Source organism: Gordonia paraffinivorans (assembly GCF_900683595.1).
Classification (GTDB): domain Bacteria; phylum Actinomycetota; class Actinomycetes; order Mycobacteriales; family Mycobacteriaceae; genus Gordonia; species Gordonia paraffinivorans.
Genome location: NZ_CAACYD010000003.1, coordinates 245,416 through 268,106, shown reverse-complemented (window position 1 = coordinate 268,106; position 22,691 = coordinate 245,416). Strand labels below are relative to the sequence as shown.

The window sequence follows — 22,691 nt, the reverse complement described above, 5'->3', positions numbered from 1 at the left end:
GCCCGTCGCCGAGGGGAGCGTTAGGCTGGCCGGGTGACCGTCGAACACCAGGCCGACCTGCGCTTATCGTCCGCCTCCGCGGCGGGCGCCGCGGTCGTGGGGATCGTCGGCGCCGCGGCCCTCGGGGCGGCCGGCATCCTCACGCCGTCGGGCATCGAGTCCGGACCGGGGATGTGCCCGTTCGCGATGATCACCGGCCTGCCGTGTCCGGGCTGCGGACTGACCCGCAGCTGGGTGGCGTTCATGCACGGCGACGTCGCCGCCGCATTCGGGTTCAACCTCTTCGGTCCGGTCCTGCTCGTGCTGACCGCGGTCACCGCGCTGCTCGCGTTCGCGACGCTGGCAAGGCGGCGCCGGTCCCCGCTGTCCGGCTGGCGCGACGTCGTCGTCGGACCGGTGGGCGCGGTCTTCCTCGCCGTCTGGATCGGCTACGGACTCTTCCGACTCGCCGACGCCGCCGCGGGATGGGGGATCTTCCCGATCGTGGTGTGAAGCGGGCAGAGTGAAACCATGCAGATCACCCACTTCGGCCATTCATGCCTGCTCGTCGAGATCGACGGGACCAAGGTGCTGTTCGATCCGGGGAACTTCTCGCACGGGTTCGAGGGCATCGACGGCCTCGACGCGATCCTCATCACCCATCAGCACCCGGACCACTGCGACATCGCGAAGCTGCCCGACCTCGTGGCGGCCAACCCGGACGCGGTCCTCTACGCCGACCCTCAGACCACCGCGCAACTCAACGCCGACGACGTGGCGGGCCGGTGGACGGCGGCGCACAGCGGCGGACAGGTCGAGATCGGTTCGCTCACCGCGCGTTTCACCGGCGGTCGGCACGCGGTGATCCACCCCGAGATCCCGGTCGTCGACAACGTCGCCTACATCCTCGGCACCGCCGAGCAACCCGGCCGCTTCATGCACCCGGGCGACTCCTTCTACATCCCGTTCGAGAAGATCGACGTCCTCGCGCTGCCGTCGGCCGCGCCTTGGATGAAGATCAGCGAATCCGTGGACTACCTGCGGGCGATGGCCCCGCGCGTCGCCGTGCCGATCCACCAGGCGATCCTGTCCGACGCCGGCACCGGCATCCACTACGGCCGACTGTCGGAGATGAAGGACGACGCAACGGAGTTCAAGGTGCTGGCGAAGGAGAGCGGCACCGAGGTCTAGGCGGCCACGGCGCGGTTCACGGGCGCAGCGCCGCCAGCACCTCGTCGTGCAGCAGGCCGTTGGTGGCGACGGCGCTGCCGCCGCCGGGGCCGGGCGTGCCGTCGAGTGCGGTGAACCGACCACCGGCCTCGCAGACGAGGATGTCGAGGGCGGCGAGGTCCCACAGCGACACCTCGGGTTCGGCGGCGACGTCGACCGCGCCCTCGGCGACGAGGCAGTAGTTGAAGAAGTCGCCGTAGCCGCGGACGCGCCACACGCGATCGGTCAGGTCGACGAACTGCTCGCGGATGCCGCGGTCCTTCCACCCGGACAGGCTGGAGAAGGCCAGGCTCGACGAGGCGAGGTCGGCGACACCGGACACCGAGATCTCGCGGGCGTCCTCGTCGTCGAAGTGGGTGTGGGCGCCGAGGCCGGCGGCCGCCCACCAGCGCCGCCGCAGCGCCGGTGCCGACACCACGCCGACGGTCGGGACGCCGTCGACCAGCAGCGCGATCAGGGTCGCCCAGACGGGGACCCCGCGCACGAAGTTCTTGGTCCCGTCGATCGGGTCGACGACCCACTGGCGGCCCGACAGCGTCGCGTCGCCGCCGAACTCCTCGCCGAGGACGGTGTCGTCGGGACGGCGGGCCGCGAGACGATCGCGGATCATGCGCTCGCACGCCAGGTCGGCGTCGGAGACGGGCGTCAGGTCGGGCTTGCTGTCCACCCTCAGGTCCACGGCCCCGAACCGCTCGGTGGTCAGGGCGTCGGCGGACTCGGCCAGCGACAGCGCGAGTTCGAGGTCGTCCTCGAGGGCCTGGCGGGCCCGGTCGTCGGGGGTGCTGGCTGCTTTCGAACCGGAGTCGGCGGACATGCCCGGTAGGGTAGCCCTCATGGTGCTGACCGTGGTGTTCACCCTGCTGTTGGCCGCGCTCGTGGTGGCGCTGGTCGTGCAGTGGCAGCGTGGCCGCAACCCCCAGGGACTCTCGGCCGCGAAGGCCTCGCAATACGTGCAGGGCACGCTCACGGTCGTCGGCGTTTCCGACACCGAGGTCGACCCGCAGGCCGCCGCCGACAAGGACGGCCGGCGGTTCTGCACCATCACCGGCACCATCGTCGGACCCGAGACCAACCCCACCGACGTCTACGGCACGCTCGTGCTCGGACAGGGCGATCAGTGGCCGAAGGTCGGCGACGACCTGCCGGTGATCTACAAGCCGCACAAGGCCGTCACGTCGTGGCAGTTCGGCGTCCTGCCCGACCCGGAACCGCCGGTCGATCTCGGCAAGCACTGACCGCCGGCGCGGGTCGCCCGGCTTGTCGGTGCCCGACGCTGTCTGACCCGGCCCACGGTCGGTACTCTGGATGATTGTGCATCCCGACGTGACCGCAGACCTCGAAGCCCTCGACGCCACCCTGACCACCGTGGAGAAGGTGCTGGACCTCGATGAGTTGCGTCGTCGCATCGACGAGCTCGAGATGCAGGCCTCCGATCCCGACCTGTGGAACGACCAGGACCACGCCCAGAAGGTCACCAGCGAGCTCTCCCACGCCCAGTCCGAGCTGCGCAAGGTCACCGAGCTGCGCCAGCGTCTCGAGGACCTGCCCGTGCACTACGAGCTCGCCGAGGCCGAGGAGGGCGAGGACCGGGCCGCCGCACTCGCCGACGCCGACGCCGAGCGGGCCAGCCTCCGCGCCGACATCGAGGCCATGGAGGTCAAGACGATGCTGGCCGGCGAGTACGACTCCCGCGAGGCCGTGGTGAACATCCGCGCCGGCGCCGGTGGCGTCGACGCCGCGGACTGGGCCCAGATGCTCATGCGCATGTACATCCGCTGGGCCGAGAAGCACGACTACGGCGTCGAGGTCTACGACACGTCCTACGCCGAGGAGGCCGGCCTCAAGTCCGCCACATTCGCGATCAAGGCGCCGTACATGTACGGCACGCTGTCGGTCGAGCAGGGCACCCACCGCCTCGTGCGCATCAGCCCCTTCGACAACCAGAGCCGCCGCCAGACCTCGTTCGCCGAGGTCGAGGTGCTGCCGGTCGTCGAGCAGACCGACCACATCGACATCGACGAGAACGACCTCAAGGTCGACGTCTACCGGTCGTCGGGTCCGGGCGGCCAGTCGGTCAACACCACCGACTCGGCGGTGCGCCTGACCCACATCCCGACCGGCATCGTGGTGACCTGTCAGAACGAGAAGAGCCAGCTGCAGAACAAGGCGTCGGCGATGCGCGTGCTGCAGGCCAAGCTCCTCGAGCGCAAGCGCCAGGAGGAGCGGGCCGAGATGGACGCGCTCAAGGGCGACGGCGGGTCGAGCTGGGGCAACCAGATGCGGTCCTACGTGCTGCACCCCTACCAGATGGTCAAGGACCTGCGGACCGGCGTCGAGGACAACAACCCGGCCGCCGTCCTCGACGGTGACATCGACAAGTTCATCGAGGCCGGCATCCGCTGGCGGATGGCGTCCGCGCAGGCGTGATGCTCCAGCCGGGAACCGCGCTGCCCGCCCTGCTGTCGGCTGCGGACGGGCCGGCGAGCTCGACCGAGGTCCTCATCGGCCGGGTGTACGTGTGGCTGGCGACCAACGGCCTGGAGATCGTCTGCTGGGTCCTCGGGGCGGTCCTGCTCGCCCGGCTCATCAGGTGGTTCGCCGCGAAGTACGCCAATCGGCTGGAGTCGAAGTTCACCACCAGTGACCTGATCGTCCAGACCGAGGACGCGAAGCATCGTCGTGCGCTGGTCGACGTGATGGCGTGGACGCTGATCGTCGCGATCGCGATCATCGTCGTCATCCACATCCTCGGCGTCGTCGGGATTCCGCTCAGCGGGCTCACCGGACCGACCGCGGTGATCGGTGCGGCACTCGGCTTCGGCGCGCAGCGCATCGTGCAGGACATCCTCGCCGGCTTCTTCGTCGTCGCCGAGAAGCAATACGGGTACGGCGACGTGGTCGACCTGACCGTCACCGGCAACGGCTCGGCCCAGGGCACCGTCGAGGACGTGACCCTGCGGGTCACCAAACTGCGCACCAGCGAGGGCGAGGTCATCACCGTCCCGAACGGCCAGATCATCAAGGCCACCAACCTGTCGAAGGACTGGGCGCGCGCGGTCGTCGACGTGCCGGTGCCGGCCGAGGCCGACATCGGGCTGGTCAACGACACCCTCGACCGGGTCGGCCGCGAGTTCTACGAGATCCCGCGCTGGCACGACCTGCTGCTCGACGCCCCGTCGTCGCTGGGCGTCATCAGCCTGGAACTGGACTCGATCACGGTGCGCATGGTCACGCGGACGCTACCCGGAAAGCAGTTCGAGGTGGGTCGTGCGCTGCGCGTGCACATCATCCGCGCTCTTGCCCGGGAGGGCATCATCGTGCCGGCGGGCCGCGAGGTGCAGGCGGCCGGCGGACCGCCGACGACCTTCGCCGACCAGGGCGGACGAGACCGATCCCGAGACGAGGACGAGTGATGGCAGACTCCGATCAACCCGGCTCCGGGGCATCGGATTCGCAGGAGTCCGGTCCCGCGCAGCAGTCCGGTTCGCGGCAGCCGAAGCCGCAGAATCGGTCCGGTTCTCGACGGCCTTCGGGCTCGTCGTCGGGGACCGATTCCGGTTCGCGGCTGCGCCGGCTGCGGTGGAAGAAGTACGTCGGCAACACCACGATCCGCGTGAGCAGCGTCGTCTTGTTGGTGGTGTTCATCGCCTGCTGCCTGCTCTACGGCTACACCTCCCAGCGGTACGGCGTCGTCTCGCCGGAGCAGCCGCGTCCGGCCCCGCGGACGACGCAGTACACCCCCGAACCCACCTACGAGCGACTCCCGGAGACCTCGACCACCGTGCCGAGCACGTCGGCCGAATCGAGCGAGTCGCAGTTCCCTCTTCCGGGCGAACCCGGCTCACCGGGCACCGGGCAGCCGGGGGAGTCCTCGGGTCGGGGCCGGTCGTCGGACGGTGGGCCGACCACCGACGCGCCCACGATCCCCGGTCTGCCGGGCGTGGAGATCCCGCGCTTCGGCGCACCGACGCAGACGACGCCGGTTCCGACACGCTGACCCGGGGACATCTGCGCTGGTCGGTGACCTCGCAGAAGGCGGGTGTCGCGCCTGAACGGACTCTCAGGCGGCGTCGTTACACTGGCTCATCGTGATCAAGCTGGAGAACGTCACGATGCAGTACAAGGCATCCTCTCGGCCGGCTCTGAAGGATTTGAGCTTCGAGATCGACAAGGGGGAGTTCGCGTTTCTCATCGGGCCGTCCGGATCGGGCAAGTCGACGTTCTTCCGGCTGCTGCTCAAAGAGGACCGGCCGACGAGCGGGGACATCTGGCTCGGTGAGTTCCACGTCAACAAGCTGAAGGCCCGCGAGGTCCCCAAGCTGCGTCAGTCGATCGGCTGCGTGTTCCAGGACTTCCGACTGCTGCAGAAGAAGACCGTCGCCGAGAACGTCGCCTTCGCGCTCGAGGTGATCGGCCGGCCGCGGTCGACGATTCAGCGCGTCGTGCCCGAGGTGCTCGAGTACGTCGGACTCGAGGGCAAGCACGACCGCATGCCCAACGAGCTGTCCGGTGGCGAGATGCAGCGCGTCGCCATCGCCCGCGCGATCGTCAACCGGCCGCTGGTGCTGCTGGCCGACGAGCCGACCGGAAACCTCGACCCGGAGACCAGCGAGGAGATCGTGGACGTCCTCGACCGCGTCAACCGGCGCGGCACCACGGTCATCATGGCCACCCACGACCGCCACATCGTCGACGCGATGCGTCGCCGGGTCCTCGAGTTCGACAACGGGCAGCTCGTCCGCAACGACCAGCAGGGTGTGTACGGGATCGGCTGACGCCTGCCCCGCCACCGCATCCCACGATTCCCAAGGACGTCTGAGCAAGCATGCGAGCGCATTTCATCATCACCGAGGTCCTCACCGGACTTCGTCGCAACGCGACCATGACCATCGCGATGATCATCACCACGGCGATCACGCTGGGCATGTTCGGCGGCGGCCTGCTGGTGATCCAGATGGCCGAGAAGAGCCAGAAGATCTTCCTCGACCGGGTCGAGATGGAGTTCTACATCAACCCCGAGGTCACCGAGCGCGACCCGCAGTGCGAATCCGACCCGTGCGCGCAGCTGCGGCGCGGCCTCGAGAACGAGGCGGGCGTGACGTCGGTGACCTACATCGACAAGGACGAGGCGTACAAGCGCGCCAAGGAGATCTTCGCCAACAACCCCGACCTCGCCGAGAACATCGTCGAGGGAACGCTTCCCGCGTCGCTGCGGGTGCGGGTGTCCGACCCGGCGCAGTTCGACGTCGTCCTCAACGAGTACTCCAACCGCAAGGACCTCGGCGTCGACGCCTTCAAGGACGACCGAAAACTGGTGCAACGGATCTTCAGCGTGCTCGACGGGGTGCGCAACGCGACGTTCGCGATCGCCTCGGTCCTCGCGGTCGCCGCGATCCTGTTGATCATCAACACCGTTCAGATCGCGGCGTTCACCAGACGGACCGAGGTCTCGATCATGCGCCTGGTGGGCGCGACGCGGTGGTACACGCAGTTGCCGTTCCTGCTCGAGGCGGTGGTGTCGGCCCTTGTCGGTGCGCTACTGGCGATCGGCGGCCTGCTGCTGGCGAAGAAATTCTTCTTCGACACCGCGCTCAAGGAGCTGTACGGTGTGAGCTTCTTCGCCCGCATCGAACTGGCCGACGTGCTGTTCGTCGCCCCGTGGCTGATCCTCGGAGGCATCGTGCTGGCCGGTGCGACGGCGTACATCACCCTGCGGGTGTACGTCCGGGAGTGACCCGGACGATCATGCGCCGCGGGGGCGCTGGGATGATGGTGGACGGCAACTCGACGAGGAGGTGAGTGGTGCCCAGGGAAAAGGGCCGCAACGTGATTGCGACGAACCGCAAGGCGCGGCACAACTACACCATCCTCGACGTCTACGAGGCAGGCATCGTGCTGGTCGGCACCGAGGTCAAGAGCCTCCGCGCCGGCAAGGCGTCGCTGGTGGACGCGTTCGCGACCATCGAGGACGGCGAGGTGTGGCTGCACGCCCTGCACATCGCCGAATACGGCCACGGCTCGTGGACCAACCACAACGTGCGGCGCAAGCGGAAGCTGCTGCTGCACCGCCGCGAGATCGACACCCTGATCGGCAAGCTCCGCGACGGCAACCTCACCCTGGTCCCGCTCTCGATGTACTTCAGCGACGGCCGGGTGAAGGTCGAGTTGGCGCTGGCCCGCGGCAAGCAGGCCCACGACAAGCGTCAGGACATCGCCCGGCGCACCGCGCAGCGGGAGGTCGAGCGCGAGGTCGGCCGCCGCGTGAAGGGCATGTGACCGGGGTCGCGCGGTCCGTCGCGGAAACGGGAATGATCCCGTGCGGCGGTGTTGTTACACTGGGTGTTCGTCGGCCGAAAGGTCGGCGGGCAACACCTATCTCGGGGCTGATCGGTTTCGACTACGTGCGTCGAGGTAGGGGAAGCGTGTCGGTGCAGGCTGGAGACCACCGTGAGCGTCGCAGCAACCAATTAAGCGCCGATTCCAATCAGCGCGACTACGCCCTCGCTGCCTGATCAGCGACGGCTAGTCTGTCGGCCCGGGTTGTGTTCCCGAACCCGGTCGCCGGCATCATCTTCAGGGAACTCACCGTCCTCGCCGGTCGCGGGGGAGGACGGGACAACCAACAGCGACTGGGATCGTCATCTCGGCTTGTCCGCGTGACCGGGAGATCCAAGTAGAGACATAGCGGACTGCACACGGAGAAGCCCTACCAACACGACGGAGGACCCGGGTTCAATTCCCGGCAGCTCCACCGCAGAAGGCGCCCCATCTGGTTTCAGGTGGGGCGCCTTTTCTCTGTCCGGCGGGAAGATCGCCGGGCCGGATCAGCTGGGCTGCGACTGCTGCTGGGTGGTGGGCTGCTGGCCCGGCGCCTGCTGGCCCGGCGCCTGCTGGCCCGGCGCCTGCTGGTCGGTGCCCTGGCGGTCGGGTGCCTGGTTGCGCGGGCCGCGGTTCTGGTCCCGGCCGTCCCACGGTCCGGGGAGGGCGGGCCGCCCCTGACCGTCACCGCCGGGGCCGCCACGGAAGTGCCCGCGCGGACCGTCGCCGGGATGCTCGCCGAACATGGGACGGTCATGACTCCACCCGGCGTGGCGCCTCGGGTGATCGGAGGTCTCGTCTCCCGTGATGTACCCGGCGCCGAACCCGAGCGCGCCGGCGACGATGGCGATGCCGACACCGCAGGCGACGAGCACCGGGGTCTTGGACTTCGCGGGCGTGGTCGTCTGCGCCGGGGCTGCGCCCGCGGGATCACCGGCAGCAGGGCCGCCGGCCGGGGCATCGGCGACGGGCGCGACGTACGGCGCGGCTGTGGGGGCGGCCGTCTGCTCGGTGGGCTGCTCGGCCATCCGTTCGGTGGGCTGCTCGGCGAGCGGCTCGGTCGGCCGGTCGGCGGGGCCGTTCGGGTTCTCCGGGTTCGTATTCTCGGGCGTCGTGTTCATGCTCCACTTCCGTTGGCTGTCGCGAATGTCCGGGCCGTCGGCCCGGGAAGCGAACGCCATGGTGCCCACGGACTCTGGAACGGGCCTGCCCGCCGGCTGTACATCTCCTGGGAACGCCACGGCGCGGGTCCGCGGTGACCCTGACGCCCGCGAGCGCTCAGCCCGCGGCGGCGTCGGCCAGGGCGCGCTCTCGGTGCCGGCGTCGCTTGCCGATGACACCGTGCGTCGGGCTGAACAGGAAGACGAGCAGGAACGCGATGCCCTGCACCAGGACGACCATCCCGCCCGGCGACGTGTCCTGGTAGTAGGAGACGTACAGGCCGATGACACCGCACACCGCGGAGACGGCCGGCGCAATGATGAGCATCCGGCTGAACCGATCGGTCAGCAGCTGCGCGGTCGCCCCGGGAATGATCAGCATCGCGACCACCAGCACGATGCCGACCACCTGCAGCGCGGTCACCGCGGTCAGGGCGAGCAACGCGAGGAGGGCCGCGCCGAGCATCCGGGGGCTGAGTCCGATCGCGAACGCATGCGTGGGGTCGAAGGCGTACAGCGTGAAGTCGCGTCGTTTCAGCAGCAGGATGGCGGCGACGATCGCGCCCAGCACCGCGATCTGCACCAGGTCCGAGGTCGAGACGCCGAGCAGGTTGCCGAAGACGATGTGGTTGAGGTCGGTCTGGCTCGGGGTCACCGAGATGAGCACCAGACCGAGTGCGAACAGCGTCGTGAAGACGATGCCGATGGCGGCGTCCTCCTTCACCCGGCTGCCGTCGCGGACCGCGCCGATCATCGCCACCGCGAGGAAGCCGAAGACGACGGCGCCCACCGCGAACGGGATTCCGGCGATGTAGGCGAGGACGACGCCGGGTAGCACCGCGTGGGAGACGGCGTCGCCCATCAGCGACCACCCGATCAGCACCAGCCAGCACGACAGCAGGGCGCACACCACCGACGAGATCAGCGTCGCCCACAGCGCGCGGGTCATGAAGGCATAGGCGAACGGGTCGAGGAGGAGGTCGACGAACGCGGTCACGAGGCCTCCTCTCGTCGCTCACGGCTGGCCTCGAGCGGATCGAGCCCGAAGGCGCGGACCAGGTTCTCGGTGGTGATGACCTCTGTCGGATCGCCCTGCGCGACGACGCGTCGCATCAGCAGGATCGCCTCGTCGGCGAGTTCGGGCAGCACCGCCAGGTCGTGCGTGGAGATCAGGATCGTCACCCCGGAGTCGGCGAGTTCCCGCAGCAGGGTGGTGATCGTCGCCTCGGTGCGCTTGTCGACCCCGGCGAACGGTTCGTCGAGCAGCAGGATCGACGCCTCCTGCGCGATGCCGCGCGCGACGAACGCGCGTTTGCGCTGGCCACCGGACAGCTGCCCGATCTGGCGGTCGGCGTACTCGGTGAGTTCGACGCGCGCGAGCGCCTCGTCGACGGCAGCGTGGTCGGCCTTCTTCGGCCGCCGGGTGAAACCGAGACGCCCGTAGCGGCCGGTCATCACGACCTCGCGCACCGACATCGGGAACGACCAGTCGATGTCCTCGGACTGCGGCACGTACCCGACCAGGCCGGCCTTGCGTGCCGCCGCCGGCGACCGGCCCGCCAGGCTCACCGACCCGGTAGTGGGGGAGACCGTTCCGACGATGGTCTTGAACAGGGTGGACTTGCCCGAACCGTTCATGCCGACGAGCGCGCAGATGCGGCCGGTCGGGACGCGCACGGTGGCGTGGTCGAGCGCGAGGATGCGGCCGTAGCGCACCGTCACGTCGTCGACCTCGATGGCGTGCGAGGCGATCATCGCTTGTCTCCCGTCAGTCCGGTGACGATGGTCCGGACGTCGTGGCGGATCAGGTCGAGGTAGGTGGGCACCGGGCCGTCGGCCTGCGACAGGGAGTCGACGTAGAGCTTGCCGCCGAACCGCGCGCCCGTCGCGGCGACGACCTGCTGCATGGCGTCGTCGGAGACCGTCGACTCGCAGAAGACGGCGGGGACCCGGTTCCTCTTCACGAAGTCGATGACCTCGGCGACCTGCTGCGGGGTGGCCTGCTGCTCGGCGTTGACCGGCCAGAGGTAGCGCTCGGTGAGGCCGGCGTCGCGGGCGAGGTAGGAGAAGGCGCCCTCGCAGGTGACGAGCGCGCGTTCGTTCGGCGGGAGCCGGTCGAGCGCCGACACCAGGTGGGTCTGCACCTGGTGCAGCTGCTCCTTGTACGCGGCGCCGTTGGCGGCGAACACCTCCGCACCCTCCGGGTCGAGGTCGGTGAAGGCCCGTACCAGGTTGTCGACGTAGATCCCGACGTTCACCGGACTCATCCATGCGTGCGGATTCGGCTTGCCCGCATACGCATCCGCAGTGATGTCGATGGGCTCGACACCCTCACTGGCGACGACGTGTTCGACGTCGAGGTCGTCGACGAACCGTCCGAACCACCCCTCGAGGTTCAGACCGTTGTCGACGACCAGCGACGCCGTCGCGGTGCGCCGGACATCGCCCGGGCTGGGCTCGTAGCCGTGGATCTCCGCACCGGGTCTGGTCAGCGACTCGACCCGGAGACGGTCGCCGGCGACGTTGGACGCGATGTCGGCGAGCACCGTGAACGTCGTCAGGACCACCTTCTCGTCGGGCAGTCGGCTCGACAGCGTGCAACCCGAGACCACGACCAGCGCAGCGAGCAGCGCTGCGATGGGCGCGCACCATCGCGTGGCATGTTTTTCGGGCATACCGACACCCTAGTTTCGGTAGTCCGAACTTTCCAGTGCGGCACGTAAGAACCCGGGCAGGCGCAGGTCCGGTGGTCGCAGGTGTGTTGCGGCGCCACGCGACGTTCGTTCCTGCGGTGCTGCTCCTTCCCGCTCGTTGGATCGAATTTCCGGGAAGGAGGCGGCCGCGCGGGAAACCGCAGCGCGCGAATCCGCCGAGCGGAAACCCGGCGCGCGCGACCCGTCAGATGACCCCGGATGCCCTCAGCTCGTCGATCTCCGCGGCCGACAAGCCGAGCAGGCCGCCGTAGACGGCGTCGTTGTCGCAGCCCGGCGCGGGCGGCCCGGCCCGGCGGATTCCGCCGGGGGTGTCGCTGAACTGGGGGACGACGCCCGGCCCGAGAACGGTGCGATGGGCGCGTTCGTCGTAGTGCTCGGCGATCATGCCCCGGGCCCGCAGGTGCGGGTCGGCGACCACCTCGCGGACCGTGTTGACGGGTCCGACGACGACACCGGCCTCGCTGAGGATCTCGGTGAGCTTGTCCGCGGAGTGCTGGGACGACCATTCGCCGATGAGCGCGTCGAGCTCGTCCTGGTTGCGGCCGCGCGCGGCGTGGTCGGCGAAGCGCTCGTCGGTGGCGAGCTCGGGCTGTCCCATCGCCTGGCACAGGCGGGCGAACACCGAGTCCTGGTTCGCCGCGATGATCACGTGGGTGCCGTCGGCGGTGGGGTAGAGGTTCGACGGTGCGATGCCGTCGAGTCGCGTGCCCGACGGCCCGCGGACGACGCCGCCCACGTCGTAGTCGGGGATTGTCGATTCCTGAACCGCCACACAGGATTCGATGAGCGAGGTGTCGACGACCTGCCCCTTGCCGGTCACTGTCCGCCGGTGCAGCGCGGCGAGGGCGCCCTGGGCGGCGAACATGCCGGCGAGGGTGTCGCCGAGCGAGAGCGCCAGCCGCGGCGGGAGCTGGCCCGGGTAGCCGTTGAGGTGCCGCAGGCCGCTGGCGGCCTCGGCGACCGACGCGTATCCGGCGCGGGAGGCGTCGGGTCCGGTCTGTCCGTAGCCCGACACGCGCACGACGATGATCCCCGGGTTGCGCTCGGACAGCTCGTCGGGGCCGATGCCGAGACGCTCGAGGGTTCCGGGGCGGAAGTTCTCGACGATGATGTCGGCCCGCTCGGCGAGTTGCAGGAAGATCTCGCGGCCCCGGTCGCTGCGCAGGTCGAGGGTGATCGCCTTCTTGTTGCGCCCGTGGACCGTCCAGTAGAAGCGGTGACCGTCGACCTCGGCCTGGCCCCACGTGCGGATCGGATCCGGCTTGCCGGGCGGCTCGATCTTGATGACGTCGGCGCCCATGTCGCCGAGGAGGCGGGCAGCATGCGGCCCCGCGATGAGAGTGCCCAGCTCGAGCACGGTGACGCCGTCGAGCGGGCCCGTCGGGGCCGTCGACTCGGCGGACGCCGGCGCAACGGTGTTGTCGGTCATGGTCCAACAGTGTGGCCGGTCACAGCGCGCGCGCCAAGACGGCGGGCCGGAACCGGATGAAACGAATTGCCCCAGACGTTCCATTGGAGTGGGTTTCGGGCTATGGTGTGTGCCGTCGCACACACCACTGGGGAGGTCTGAATGGTAGATCACGCGCCGGGTACGGGGCTGCTGCCCGACATCCGATTGACCGACATGCTCGCGGGGGTCGCGTCCCTGCGAAAGGACGTCGGTTCCATCCTGCGTGTGCTGCCGGAGATGCTGCCCAAGCCGCCGACCACGAAGATGTCGATCGGCAAGCGGTTCCAGCAGGCGGTCGACAAGTACCCCGACCGCGCCTTCCTGCGGTTCGAGGGCGAGTCGATCACCTACCGGGAGGCCAACGCCCGGGCGAATCGTCTCGCGGACTTCCTCATCCGCGAGGGCATCGGCAAGGGCGACGTGGTCGGGGTGCTGTCGAAGAACCATCCCGACGTCGTGATCGCCATGCTGGGCATCGTCAAGACCGGCGCCATCTGCGGCATGATCAACTTCCACCAGCGCGGCGCCGTCCTCGAGCACAGCCTCGGCCTGATCGGTGCCAAGATCATTCTCTACCAGGAGGATCTGGTGGAGGCCCTGGACTCGGTGCCCGACAGCGCCCGTCCGGCAAAGGAATTCACCTTCGAGGAGCTGCCGAGGCTGACCGCGACCTGCTCGCCGGTCAACCCGGCGACGACCGAGACCGTCGAGCTCGGGTCGACCGCGATCTACATCTTCACCTCCGGCACCACCGGATATCCCAAGGCCAGCAAGCTCAGTCACTATCGCTGGCTGGTGGCGATGAACGGCATCGGCGGCCTCGGCATCCGCCTGCGCAGTGACGACGTGATGTACACGGCGCTGCCCTTCTACCACAACAACGCGCTCACGATTTCGCTGTCGTCGGTGCTGGCGTCGGGGGCCTGCCTGGCCATCGGCAAGCACTTCTCGGCATCGCGGTTCTTCGACGAGCTCATCGAGAACGAGGCCACCGCCTTCAGCTACATCGGCGAGCTCTGCCGGTATCTCCTCGCGCAGCCGCCCAAGCCGACCGACCGCGCGCACAAGATCCGCCTGGCCGTCGGCAACGGTCTGCGCCCGGACATCTGGGACGACTTCACGCAGCGGTTCGGCATCGAACGCATCGTCGAGTTGTATGCGGCCAGCGAGGCCAACATCGGCTTCGTCAACGTCTTCGGGCTGTCGAAGACCGCGGGCTTCTCGCCGCTGCCGTACATGGTCGTCGAGTACGACGAGGAGACCGGCGAGCCGCTGCGCGGGCCTGACGGCCGGGTGCGCAAGGTCGGCAAGGGCGGCACCGGACTGCTTCTGGCGCAGATCAATTCGCGAGTGCCGTTCGACGGCTACACCGATCCCGCGGCCACCGAGAAGAAGATCGTCCGCGACGCGCGCAAGAAGGGCGACGCCTGGTTCAACAGCGGTGACGTGGTGCGAGACCAGGGCTTCTCCCACATCGGGTTCGTCGACCGCATCGGCGACACGTTCCGCTGGAAGGGCGAGAACGTCGCCACCACCGAGGTGGAGGCGGTCCTCGACGCGCACGACTCCGTCGAGGAGGCCGTCGTCTTTGGCGTCCCGATCCCCGGCGTCGACGGGAAGGCCGGCATGGCGGCGGTCAGCCTGAAGGACGGCGAGACCTTCGACCCCGCCGGTTTCGCGGCCCACGTTCGCGACGGCCTGCCCGCCTACGCGGTGCCGCTGTTCGTGCGGCTCGTCGACCACCTCGAGCACACGTCGACGTTCAAGAACATGCGCACCGACCTGCGCAAGCAGGCCTACACCGAGACCGGCGACGACCCGGTGTACGTGCTCTCGGGCGACACCTACGTCGAGTTCTACCCGGAGTTCGTCGAGGAGCTGTCCGGGGTCCGGCGATCGGCGTGAGCGGTGGCCCGACGTGGTGGCGGTGTCAGCCGCTCACCACGTCGTAGACCGCTTCGGCCGGCGCGGCCAGGAGGCGGTCGGCCATCTCCTGCTTGAGATCGGTCAGGCGAGCCTCCTTCTCGGCGGTGCGCTCCGGCTGCCGGGCCAGCGCGATGAACTCGTCGGTCACGAACCCCTCGCGGATCTCCAGCCGGACGTGCCGATCGCGGTACGACAGTTCGAAGACGTAGCGCTCGAGCGTCGCGCCGCGATCGTTGCGCTCCAGCGCAGGGTCGACGGTGAACCGGTTCTCGGTCACCGCGCGGGTGACCATCTCGAAGGTGTCCCGCACACCGGGGCCGGTGTGCGCAGTGGCCACGACGATCTCGCGACGCTCGACCGCGCCGGGTTCGCCCAGCAGGGGCAGAGCCCGTTCGAGCACCTTGAAGGCGTGCGCGACGCCGCCGGGGAAGCCGGGGCCGTGGTACCGGGTCACGTCATCGATGGTGTACGAGAACCGGGTTCCCTGATCGGTGACGGTGAGCGCGTTCATGCGATGGACTCCTTCGTGGTGCGTGCCGCCGGGGACCGGAGGCGTCGGCCAGCGGAGTCTACTTGCGGCGCACAGCGGACAGGCGTTCGCCCACGAAGTCGAGTGCGCTCTTCTGCCAGAGCAGGACGTGGTCGAGCATCGCGTGATCGCCGTCGGGCACGTTGACGAACTCCGCGTCGACGCCGCGGGCCCGGAGTTCGTCGATGCCCTTGCGGGTCCGCGTGGCGAAGGTGCGTTCGTCGGCGTCCCCGTGGATCGCGACGACGCGGGCGCCGGGGTGGATGTGCCGCCAGTCGGCGAACTGCCACCACGGGGCGAGCGCCAGCACCCCGATCACGCGACGGTCGGCGGCGAGCTGCGCGGCGACCCGGCCGCCCATCGAATGCCCGATCGTCACCACGGGCGCCCCGGGATGGCGGCTGCACAGCTCCTCGAGCGCGGCGCGGGCGGGCGCCATCGGGCTGGCGTCGTCCCCGTTCCAGCCGTACACCTCGTACCGCACCTGGTGGACGCGCACGGACCGGCCGTAGCGGGCCTGCAGCGACCAGGTGAACGGGTACATCCGCAGCGCCGACCCCTGGCGCGGGCTGAACGGCCGGCGGCTGTGGTCGGTGCCGCCTGGCAGCACCAGGACGATCAGCCCGGGAGAGGTGCGGCCGGGGGAGAGCAGTCCGGCGACCGGTCTATGCAGGGGCGGAATCGGCATGGTCGGGCAGGCCTCCGGCGGGTCGTGGACGATCGTTTCCACCCTAACGATCCGGGCGGCGTCGATGGAGCGCGCACGACGCCGTCCCCGCCGACGACGGGGATGTTCTCGGTCGGCGAGCGAATTCCGCGCGGAGTGGCAGAATCGGCCACATGGCACATCCGCGCGCCGGTCAACCGGCTCTGCCCGAAGACCTCATCGACGTCGACGCACTCGAGCGTGCCTACTACGAGAACGTCCCCGACCCGTCGAACCCGTTGCAGCAGGTGGTGTTCGGGACCTCGGGGCATCGTGGTTCCAGCCTCGACACCGCGTTCAACGAAGCCCACATCGTCGCGACGACCCAGGCGATCGTCGAGTATCGGCGGAACGCCGGGATCACCGGACCGCTGTTCATCGGGTTCGACACCCATGCGTTGTCGATCCCCGCGTGGCGGTCGGCGCTCGAGGTCCTCGCGGGCAACGAGGTCACGGTCCTCACCGCCGAGGACGACTCCTTCACCCCGACACCGGCGGTCAGTCGCGCGATCCTCACCTTCAACAAGGACAACCCGGGGGTGCAGTCCGACGGCATCGTCGTGACGCCGTCGCACAACCCGCCGCGCGACGGCGGGTTCAAGTACAACCCGCCGTCGGGCGGTCCGGCCGACACCTCGATCACCTCGGTGATCGCCGCACGGGCGAACGAACTGCTCGCGCAGGATCTGCAGGGGGTCAAGCGGATTCCGTTCGAGCAGGCTCGCGCGAGTGAGTACGTGAAGGATTATTCGTTCCTGCGCAACTACATCGACGGTCTCGGCGACGTCGTCGACCTGACGGCCATCCGCGACTCCGGGATCAGCATCGGCGCCGATCCGCTCGGCGGTGCGTCGGTCGGGTACTGGGCGGCCGTCGCCTCGCGTCACGGCCTCGAGCACCTGACGGTCGTCAACCCGGCCGTCGATCCCACGTTCTCTTTCATGACCCTCGACACCGACGGCAAGATCCGGATGGACTGCTCGTCGCCCGATGCGATGGCCTCGCTGATCTCGGCGCGCGACTCCTACGACGTGGCGACCGGCAACGACGCCGACTCCGATCGCCACGGCATCGTCACACCCGACGCCGGGCTGATGAACCCGAACCACTTCCTCGCCGTCGCCATCGACTACCTGTTCACCCACCGGCCGCAGTGGGCCGAGACCGCGGCGGTCGGAAAGACGCTCGTGTCGTCGTCGTTGATCGACCGCGTGGTCGCCGGCCTGGGCCGGCCGCTGCTCGAGGTGCCGGTCGGCTTCAAGTGGTTCGTCGACGGACTGCTGTCGGGGCGGGTGGCCTTCGGCGGCGAGGAGAGCGCCGGGGCGTCGTTCCTGATGTTCGACGGCAGCCCGTGGTCGACCGACAAGGACGGCATCATCATGGCGCTGCTGGCCGCGGAGATCCTCGCGGTGACCGGCAAGACCCCGTCGCAGCGATACGCCGAACTCGCCGACCGATACGGCGAGACGTCCTACGCGCGCATCGACGCGCCGGCCACGCGGGAGCAGAAGGCGGTGCTGTCGAAGCTCTCGCCCGAGCGGGTCGAGGCCACCGAGCTGGCCGGCGAGCCGATCACCGCGATCATGACGAACGCCCCCGGCAACGGGGCGCCGATCGGCGGGCTGAAGGTGACCACCGAGAACGCGTGGTTCGCCGCCCGGCCGTCGGGGACCGAGGACGTCTACAAGATCTACGCCGAGTCCTTCAAGGGCCCGGAGCACCTCGCGCAGGTGCAGCAGGAAGCCCAGCAGGTGGTCGACGCCGCTCTCGGCGGCTGAGCGTCGTGTCGCAACTGTGACCGTCGAGGCGCAGAACGGCGCGTGAAGGGGGCCTTCTCCTCAGCGATTTATCAGTGCGCCGCGGATATTGTCGACGTGTGAGTCAGAAGCGTAAGTCGGGAGCATCGGTGCCCCGAACCACCAAGTCGAAGTATCAGCCCAGTGCGCCGTCGAGCACGATGACCTACGTGCTGGGAGGTGTGGCGCTGCTGGTGGTGGCCGCCCTGGTCATCGGCGGCATCTGGTGGAGCAAGAGGGACAAGGGGGAGGCCGACCAGTCGGCGCTCGCGGCCAGCTCGACGATGATCGTCGGTCCGGAGAACGCGCCGCTGATCGACATCTTCGAGGACCCGATGTGCCCGGTCTGCAAGGTCTTCGAGCAGCAGTCGGGCGCGGCGATCACCGCCGCCGTGAAGGAGGGCAAGCTCCGCGTCCGCTACCACACCCTCAACTTCCTGAACTCGCAGTCGGGCCCGGGCGACTACAGCTCGCGTGCCGCCGGCGCGCTCACGTGCGTTGCGCAGGAGCGCAACACCGACCTGTTCCTGCGGTTCCACAGTGCTCTCTTCGCGGCGCAGCCGCCGGAGGGCAGCGGCAACATCACCAGCCCCGAGCTGGCGCGGATGGCGACCGAACAGGGCGCGACCCCGGCGACCGCCAAGTGCATCACCGACAACGAGAAGGTCGCCGAGGCGGAGGCCAACGCCGAGAAGTCGAGCGAGGAGCTGTCCAAGGCCAACAACGGCCGGGTCGGCACCCCGACGGTCCTCCACGACGGCAAGCCCGTGCAGAACCTCTCCGGCAACGCCTGGCTGGACGAGATCCTGGACGCCAAGAACTGAGATCCGTGGGGAACCGGGCCCACGAAAGGGCCCGGTTCCTGCGGATTTGGTTGCAGGAACCCCGGTGGTGTAACTTTCTCAGTGCCCTTGAGACAGGGCGGAACAAAAGAACACGGGGCTATGGCGCAGCTGGTAGCGCACCACACTGGCAGTGTGGGGGTCAGGGGTTCGAGTCCCCTTAGCTCCACTCGACGACGAAGCCCGTTCCGGATCACCGGAACGGGCTTCGTCGTTCTGTTCCCCGATGGTGCCAATGGATTCCTGATTCACCGCCGGACTTCGATTAGCAATAGCAACCCTAATTTCCACTTGCATAGGCTTGCCTTATTTAGTGTAAGCTCCCCTAACTGTCACGAATGTCCATTTGGGAAGTCGTGGTGGTGGAGAACTGCGCCCCACGTCTCCCGCCCTGTCAGTCCTGGAGAACAGATGAGTCCCCGTCCCCGTCCGTCCACCCCGGCGCATCTGACGCGCCGCGACATGCTGCGCTCGATGGGGGTCGCGGCGCTCGCTCTCGGTGCCCTGGGCGTCACCGCGTGCTCCAACCGCGAAGTGGTGTCCGACGCCGCCGACTCCAGCGCGACGGGTGGTCCGATCACGGTGGTCGACCAGTATCAGAACACCCTCACCTTCGACACCCCGGTCGGGCGCATCGCGTCGACGATCATCCCCGTCCCGTCGATGATCATCGGTTCGGATCAGTCGACCGCCCGGAACGTCGGTGTCAACCAGGTCGCGATCTCGATGGCGTCGAAGGGCATGCTGGGCACGATGTTCCCGGCGTTCCTCGACACCCCGGTGGTCGCCGGAAACGACTTCGTGCCGAACGTCGAACACATCCTGAGCCTGAACCCCGACGTCGTGATCCAGTGGGGCGACAAGGGGGACGACATCGTCGCGCCGCTGCGCAACGCCGGCCTCAAGGTGCTGCTACTCAAGTACGGCACCCAGGAGGATCTCGAGGCCTGGATCTCGATCTTCGGCGAGCTGCTGGGCAAGAAGGAACAGGCCGACGCCGTTCTCGCGACCATGGCCGCCGACCGCAAGACGGTGGAGAAGGCCGCGGCCGCACACGCTTCCGAGGCCCCGCGGGTCCTGTACATGTACAACGCGCCGGAGATCAAGGTGGGCGCCGACAACAGCTACATGGACTTCTGGATCCGTCTGGGCGGCGGCAAGAACGTCGCATCGGGCGCGGGCAGCGGTTCGAGCTTCGCCGTCACTCGTGAGCAGGTGCTGAACTGGGATCCCGAGATCGTGATCCTCGGCAACTTCGAGCCGACGTCGCCCGAGGACATGTACGCCGATCCCCGGTGGTCGTCGTTGTCGGCGGTGAAGAACAAGCGCGTCTACAAGGCACCGCTCGGCGGCTTCTCCTGGGACCCGCCGTGCTACGAGTCCAACCTGATGTGGCTGTGGGTCAACTCGGTGTTCTTCCCCGATGTCCGCCACGACCTGCGCGGACGAATCCAGGAGACGTACAAGAAGCTGTACGCCTACGACGTGTCCGCCGCCGACATCGATCGCATCCTGCATGTTCCGGCCAACGGGGTCAGCGCGAATTATGACGCCTTCCGTGCGTGACGAGCCGGTCGTCGTCGCCGAGCCGGAGAATGCACACGCCTCCAAGCGCATCCTGGTGGCGCTGGTCCTGACCATCGGGATCGTGGCCGTCGGCCTGATCTCCCTCTCCGTCGGCCGGTACACCGTGCCGGTCAACGAGGTCGCCCGAATCCTCGTCAACGAGGTGATCGAGCTGCCCCGTACGTGGACCGAGGCCGAGTCGAATGTCGTCCTGGGAGTTCGGCTTCCGCGAATCCTGCTGGCGATGCTCGTCGGCGGCGGCCTGGCGCTCGGCGGTGCGGCGCTGCAGGCGGCGTTCCGCAACCCGCTGGTGAGCCCGCAGATCCTCGGGGTGTCGTCGGGTGCGTCCTTCGGCGGCGTGCTGGCGTTGCTGTTCGGTCTCGGCTCGGCATTCCTCGTCGGCGGGGCGTTCCTCTTCGGCCTCGTCGCACTCGGCGTGGTGCTGTTGATCGGACGCACCCGCGCGGGCGGTCCGATCCTGACGATCGTGCTCGGCGGCGTGGTGACCAGTGCCTTCTTCTCCGCGCTGGTCTCGTTCATCACCTATGTCGCCGACCCGTACACGACGCTGCCGTCGATCGTGTTCTGGCTCATGGGATCTCTCGCCACCGCGGACATGGGGAAGGTGCTGCTGGCCGCGATCCCGATCCTGTCCGGGGCGGCGGTGCTCATCGGTCTGCGCTGGCGGATCAACATCCTCTCGCTGGGCGACGAGGACGCGACCGCGCTCGGACTGAAGCCCGGACGGTTGCGGGTGGTGCTGCTGACGATGGTGGCGTTCATGACCGCAGGCGCCGTGGCGGTCTCGGGGGTCATCGGCTGGGTGGGCCTGGTCGTCCCCCACATCGCGAGATTGTGGGTCGGTCCGGACCACCGGATCTCCATGCCGACGACGTTCTTCCTCGGCGCCATCTACCTGACGCTCATCGACACGTTGTCGCGCACGGTCAGCGCCGGCGAGATCCCGCTCGGAATCCTGACCGCCATCATCGGCGCTCCGGTGTTCGTCATCCTCCTGAGTCGATCGCGCAGACAGGCTTTCATCGATGGTTGAGTACACAGGCCTCGAATTGAGGGACGCAGGCTTCCGCTATCCGCGATGCGACTGGGTCTTCCGTCGCGCGAACCTCCGCGTCGACGGCGGGATCACGTCGATCCTGGGTCCCAACGGGCAGGGCAAGACGACGCTGCTGCGGTGCATCGCGGGATTGACCCGACTGTCGGAGGGCACGGTCCATCACGACGCCGCGATCGGGTACGTCCCGCAGGCCAGCGCGTCGAACTTCGCCTACACGGTGTTCGACATGGTCCTCATGGGGCGGGCCAAGAAGGTCTCGGCGTTCTCCACTCCGGGCCGGACCGACATCGCGCGCACCCGCGAGACCCTCGAGCGCGTCGGCATCGCCGACCTGGCCTCGCGCAGCTTCGCCGAATTGTCCGGCGGGCAGCGGCAACTCGTGCTGATCGCCCGCGCGCTGGCCTCCGACTGCAACTTCCTGATCCTCGACGAGCCGGTCTCGGCCCTGGACCTGCGGAACCAGGCCCGGGTGCTGGAACTGCTGCGGAACCTCGCCGCCGACGGGATGGGAATCCTGCTCACCACGCATCACCCCGACCACGTCCTGCACCTGGGCGGACGCGCGGTGGTGATGCGCTCGGTCGACGACATCCGGGTCGGCGCCGTCGAGGAACTCGTCACCGACGCGATGCTCAGCGAGCTGTACGGCATCGACGTGGCCAGCGCCGAGGTCGACGACCGCGGCAACCGGCGCACCGTCCTCTTCACCCGGTATGACACGTTCGCGGACACAGCCCCCGCGGCCTCTCTACAGAAAGTGGTTTGATGACTCCCGATTCGACTGCGCCGCAGTCACTTCCACCGGTCCTGCATCTGACGATGGGATCGAACTTCGGCATGTCCGGTGGCACCGACGTCTCGGGCCGGGTCACGCCGGTCGACCTGTACACGCTCGACGAGCTCGACCTGGGCTCCGTTCGCGGACTGCTGATCAACGGCAATTGCGATCAGATCTTCCTCGAGCGCCGTCGTGAACTGCTCACCGACTTCGTCACCTCGGGCGGTCGCGTGGCGATCATGGGGCATCCGCTCACCGATTTCCTGCCCGGCCTCGGGCGGTGGCGCAAGCTGCAGTACTCCGGACCCAAGGATCTCGCGATTGTCGCAGGCGAACGGCATCCGGTGTGGGAGGGCGTGGATCCGGCCGACGTGAGTTTCCGTCGCGGAGTGTCCGGGTTCTACGCCCGCGGGTACAGCGACAAGTTGCCCGAGGGTGCCATCGTGGCCAACCGGATCGGCCGCCACGAGCTTCCGGTCGATTATGTGTACCCGCTCGGTGCCGGCTGGGTGCTCGTGCACGGCGGGCTCGACCTCGGCGTCTACCAGGAGGACCCGAACACCTCCGCGCGAATCTTCCCCCAGCTGCTCACGTGGCTCGCCCAGCAGGAGGCCTGAAC

24 protein-coding genes, 1 tRNA gene and 1 other RNA gene are annotated in these 22,691 nt (G+C 68.6%); 18 read left to right on the top strand and 8 right to left on the bottom strand.

Annotated features, from left to right (window positions below):
- The first annotated feature begins 33 nt into the window (after positions 1–33).
- Positions 34–492, top strand: coding sequence for a DUF2752 domain-containing protein (locus E1P53_RS02080; protein ID WP_006898744.1), 459 nt, complete (start codon positions 34–36; stop codon positions 490–492).
- Between the two features lie 18 nt (positions 493–510).
- Positions 511–1,170 carry an MBL fold metallo-hydrolase gene (locus E1P53_RS02075; RefSeq protein WP_006898743.1) on the top strand — a complete coding sequence of 220 codons (660 nt, stop codon included), beginning with the start codon at positions 511–513 and terminating at the stop codon, positions 1,168–1,170.
- Between the two features lie 16 nt (positions 1,171–1,186).
- On the opposite strand, the gene hisN is transcribed toward E1P53_RS02075, so the two are convergent.
- Positions 1,187–2,023, bottom strand: a complete 837-nt coding sequence (gene hisN / locus E1P53_RS02070; protein WP_181954789.1) for a histidinol-phosphatase — start codon at positions 2,021–2,023, stop codon at positions 1,187–1,189.
- Positions 2,024–2,042: 19 nt separating this feature from the next.
- Between hisN and E1P53_RS02065 the strand changes: the two genes are divergently transcribed.
- The 8 genes from E1P53_RS02065 to ssrA all read left to right on the top strand — a co-directional run bounded on the left by E1P53_RS02065 (position 2,043) and on the right by ssrA (position 7,963).
- Positions 2,043–2,444, top strand: coding sequence for a hypothetical protein (locus E1P53_RS02065; protein WP_006898741.1), 402 nt, complete (start codon positions 2,043–2,045; stop codon positions 2,442–2,444).
- 76 nt (positions 2,445–2,520) lie between these two features.
- On the top strand, positions 2,521–3,636 hold the full coding sequence (gene prfB / locus E1P53_RS02060; RefSeq protein WP_040526216.1) for a peptide chain release factor 2: 1,116 nt from the start codon (positions 2,521–2,523) through the stop codon (positions 3,634–3,636).
- Positions 3,636–4,622 carry a mechanosensitive ion channel family protein gene (locus E1P53_RS02055; protein WP_181954788.1) on the top strand — a complete coding sequence of 329 codons (987 nt, stop codon included), beginning with the start codon at positions 3,636–3,638 and terminating at the stop codon, positions 4,620–4,622. Before prfB ends, E1P53_RS02055 begins: the two co-directional genes overlap by 1 nt.
- Positions 4,622–5,206: a hypothetical protein gene (locus E1P53_RS02050; RefSeq protein WP_006898738.1), complete on the top strand. Its 585-nt coding sequence runs from the start codon at positions 4,622–4,624 to the stop codon at positions 5,204–5,206. The genes E1P53_RS02055 and E1P53_RS02050 overlap by 1 nt, the downstream gene beginning before the upstream one ends.
- A gap of 91 nt (positions 5,207–5,297) precedes the next feature.
- Positions 5,298–5,984 carry a cell division ATP-binding protein FtsE gene (gene ftsE / locus E1P53_RS02045; RefSeq protein WP_006898737.1) on the top strand — a complete coding sequence of 229 codons (687 nt, stop codon included), beginning with the start codon at positions 5,298–5,300 and terminating at the stop codon, positions 5,982–5,984.
- A gap of 50 nt (positions 5,985–6,034) precedes the next feature.
- A complete protein-coding gene (gene ftsX / locus E1P53_RS02040) occupies positions 6,035–6,943 on the top strand; it encodes a permease-like cell division protein FtsX (RefSeq protein ID WP_006898736.1) in 909 nt (302 codons plus the stop codon).
- Between the two features lie 68 nt (positions 6,944–7,011).
- Positions 7,012–7,485, top strand: a complete 474-nt coding sequence (gene smpB, locus E1P53_RS02035; RefSeq protein WP_040526212.1) for an SsrA-binding protein SmpB — start codon at positions 7,012–7,014, stop codon at positions 7,483–7,485.
- Between the two features lie 103 nt (positions 7,486–7,588).
- Positions 7,589–7,963, top strand: a transfer-messenger RNA (tmRNA) gene (gene ssrA, locus E1P53_RS02030).
- 70 nt (positions 7,964–8,033) lie between these two features.
- Here the strand turns inward: ssrA and E1P53_RS02025 are convergent.
- The 5 genes from E1P53_RS02025 to E1P53_RS02005 form a co-directional block, all read right to left on the bottom strand.
- Positions 8,034–8,648 carry a hypothetical protein gene (locus E1P53_RS02025; RefSeq protein WP_131733301.1) on the bottom strand — a complete coding sequence of 205 codons (615 nt, stop codon included), beginning with the start codon at positions 8,646–8,648 and terminating at the stop codon, positions 8,034–8,036.
- Between the two features lie 157 nt (positions 8,649–8,805).
- A complete protein-coding gene (locus E1P53_RS02020) occupies positions 8,806–9,636 on the bottom strand; it encodes a metal ABC transporter permease (protein ID WP_051997142.1) in 831 nt (276 codons plus the stop codon).
- Between the two features lie 44 nt (positions 9,637–9,680).
- Positions 9,681–10,442: a metal ABC transporter ATP-binding protein gene (locus E1P53_RS02015; protein ID WP_131733300.1), complete on the bottom strand. Its 762-nt coding sequence runs from the start codon at positions 10,440–10,442 to the stop codon at positions 9,681–9,683.
- Entirely contained in the window at positions 10,439–11,362 is a 924-nt protein-coding gene (locus E1P53_RS02010; protein ID WP_006898731.1) for a metal ABC transporter substrate-binding protein, read from the bottom strand. The genes E1P53_RS02015 and E1P53_RS02010 overlap by 4 nt, the downstream gene beginning before the upstream one ends.
- Before the next feature lie 223 nt (positions 11,363–11,585).
- On the bottom strand, positions 11,586–12,830 hold the full coding sequence (locus E1P53_RS02005; protein WP_131733299.1) for a CaiB/BaiF CoA transferase family protein: 1,245 nt from the start codon (positions 12,828–12,830) through the stop codon (positions 11,586–11,588).
- A 141-nt stretch (positions 12,831–12,971) separates the two neighbouring features.
- On the opposite strand from E1P53_RS02005, the gene E1P53_RS02000 reads away from it, so the two are divergent.
- Positions 12,972–14,756, top strand: coding sequence for a long-chain-acyl-CoA synthetase (locus tag E1P53_RS02000; RefSeq protein ID WP_131733298.1), 1,785 nt, complete (start codon positions 12,972–12,974; stop codon positions 14,754–14,756).
- Between the two features lie 25 nt (positions 14,757–14,781).
- Here E1P53_RS02000 and E1P53_RS01995 read toward each other — a convergent pair whose 3' ends face one another.
- Both E1P53_RS01995 and E1P53_RS01990 read right to left on the bottom strand, forming a co-directional pair.
- Positions 14,782–15,288, bottom strand: coding sequence for a hypothetical protein (locus E1P53_RS01995; RefSeq protein WP_006898728.1), 507 nt, complete (start codon positions 15,286–15,288; stop codon positions 14,782–14,784).
- Between the two features lie 58 nt (positions 15,289–15,346).
- A complete protein-coding gene (locus E1P53_RS01990) occupies positions 15,347–15,994 on the bottom strand; it encodes a dienelactone hydrolase family protein (protein WP_040526210.1) in 648 nt (215 codons plus the stop codon).
- Between the two features lie 152 nt (positions 15,995–16,146).
- Between E1P53_RS01990 and pgm the strand changes: the two genes are divergently transcribed.
- The 7 genes from pgm to E1P53_RS01955 all read left to right on the top strand — a co-directional run bounded on the left by pgm (position 16,147) and on the right by E1P53_RS01955 (position 22,689).
- Positions 16,147–17,790: a phosphoglucomutase (alpha-D-glucose-1,6-bisphosphate-dependent) gene (gene pgm / locus E1P53_RS01985; protein ID WP_006898726.1), complete on the top strand. Its 1,644-nt coding sequence runs from the start codon at positions 16,147–16,149 to the stop codon at positions 17,788–17,790.
- A gap of 98 nt (positions 17,791–17,888) precedes the next feature.
- On the top strand, positions 17,889–18,632 hold the full coding sequence (locus tag E1P53_RS01980; protein WP_006898725.1) for a DsbA family protein: 744 nt from the start codon (positions 17,889–17,891) through the stop codon (positions 18,630–18,632).
- A gap of 114 nt (positions 18,633–18,746) precedes the next feature.
- A tRNA-Ala gene (locus E1P53_RS01975) sits at positions 18,747–18,819 on the top strand.
- A gap of 242 nt (positions 18,820–19,061) precedes the next feature.
- A complete protein-coding gene (locus E1P53_RS01970) occupies positions 19,062–20,216 on the top strand; it encodes an ABC transporter substrate-binding protein (RefSeq protein WP_051997138.1) in 1,155 nt (384 codons plus the stop codon).
- Positions 20,197–21,270, top strand: coding sequence for a FecCD family ABC transporter permease (locus E1P53_RS01965; RefSeq protein ID WP_040526184.1), 1,074 nt, complete (start codon positions 20,197–20,199; stop codon positions 21,268–21,270). The genes E1P53_RS01970 and E1P53_RS01965 overlap by 20 nt, the downstream gene beginning before the upstream one ends.
- On the top strand, positions 21,263–22,060 hold the full coding sequence (locus E1P53_RS01960) for an ABC transporter ATP-binding protein (RefSeq protein ID WP_006898722.1): 798 nt from the start codon (positions 21,263–21,265) through the stop codon (positions 22,058–22,060). Before E1P53_RS01965 ends, E1P53_RS01960 begins: the two co-directional genes overlap by 8 nt.
- Positions 22,060–22,689, top strand: a complete 630-nt coding sequence (locus E1P53_RS01955) for a hypothetical protein (RefSeq protein WP_006898721.1) — start codon at positions 22,060–22,062, stop codon at positions 22,687–22,689. The genes E1P53_RS01960 and E1P53_RS01955 overlap by 1 nt, the downstream gene beginning before the upstream one ends.
- Positions 22,690–22,691: the final 2 nt, after the last annotated feature.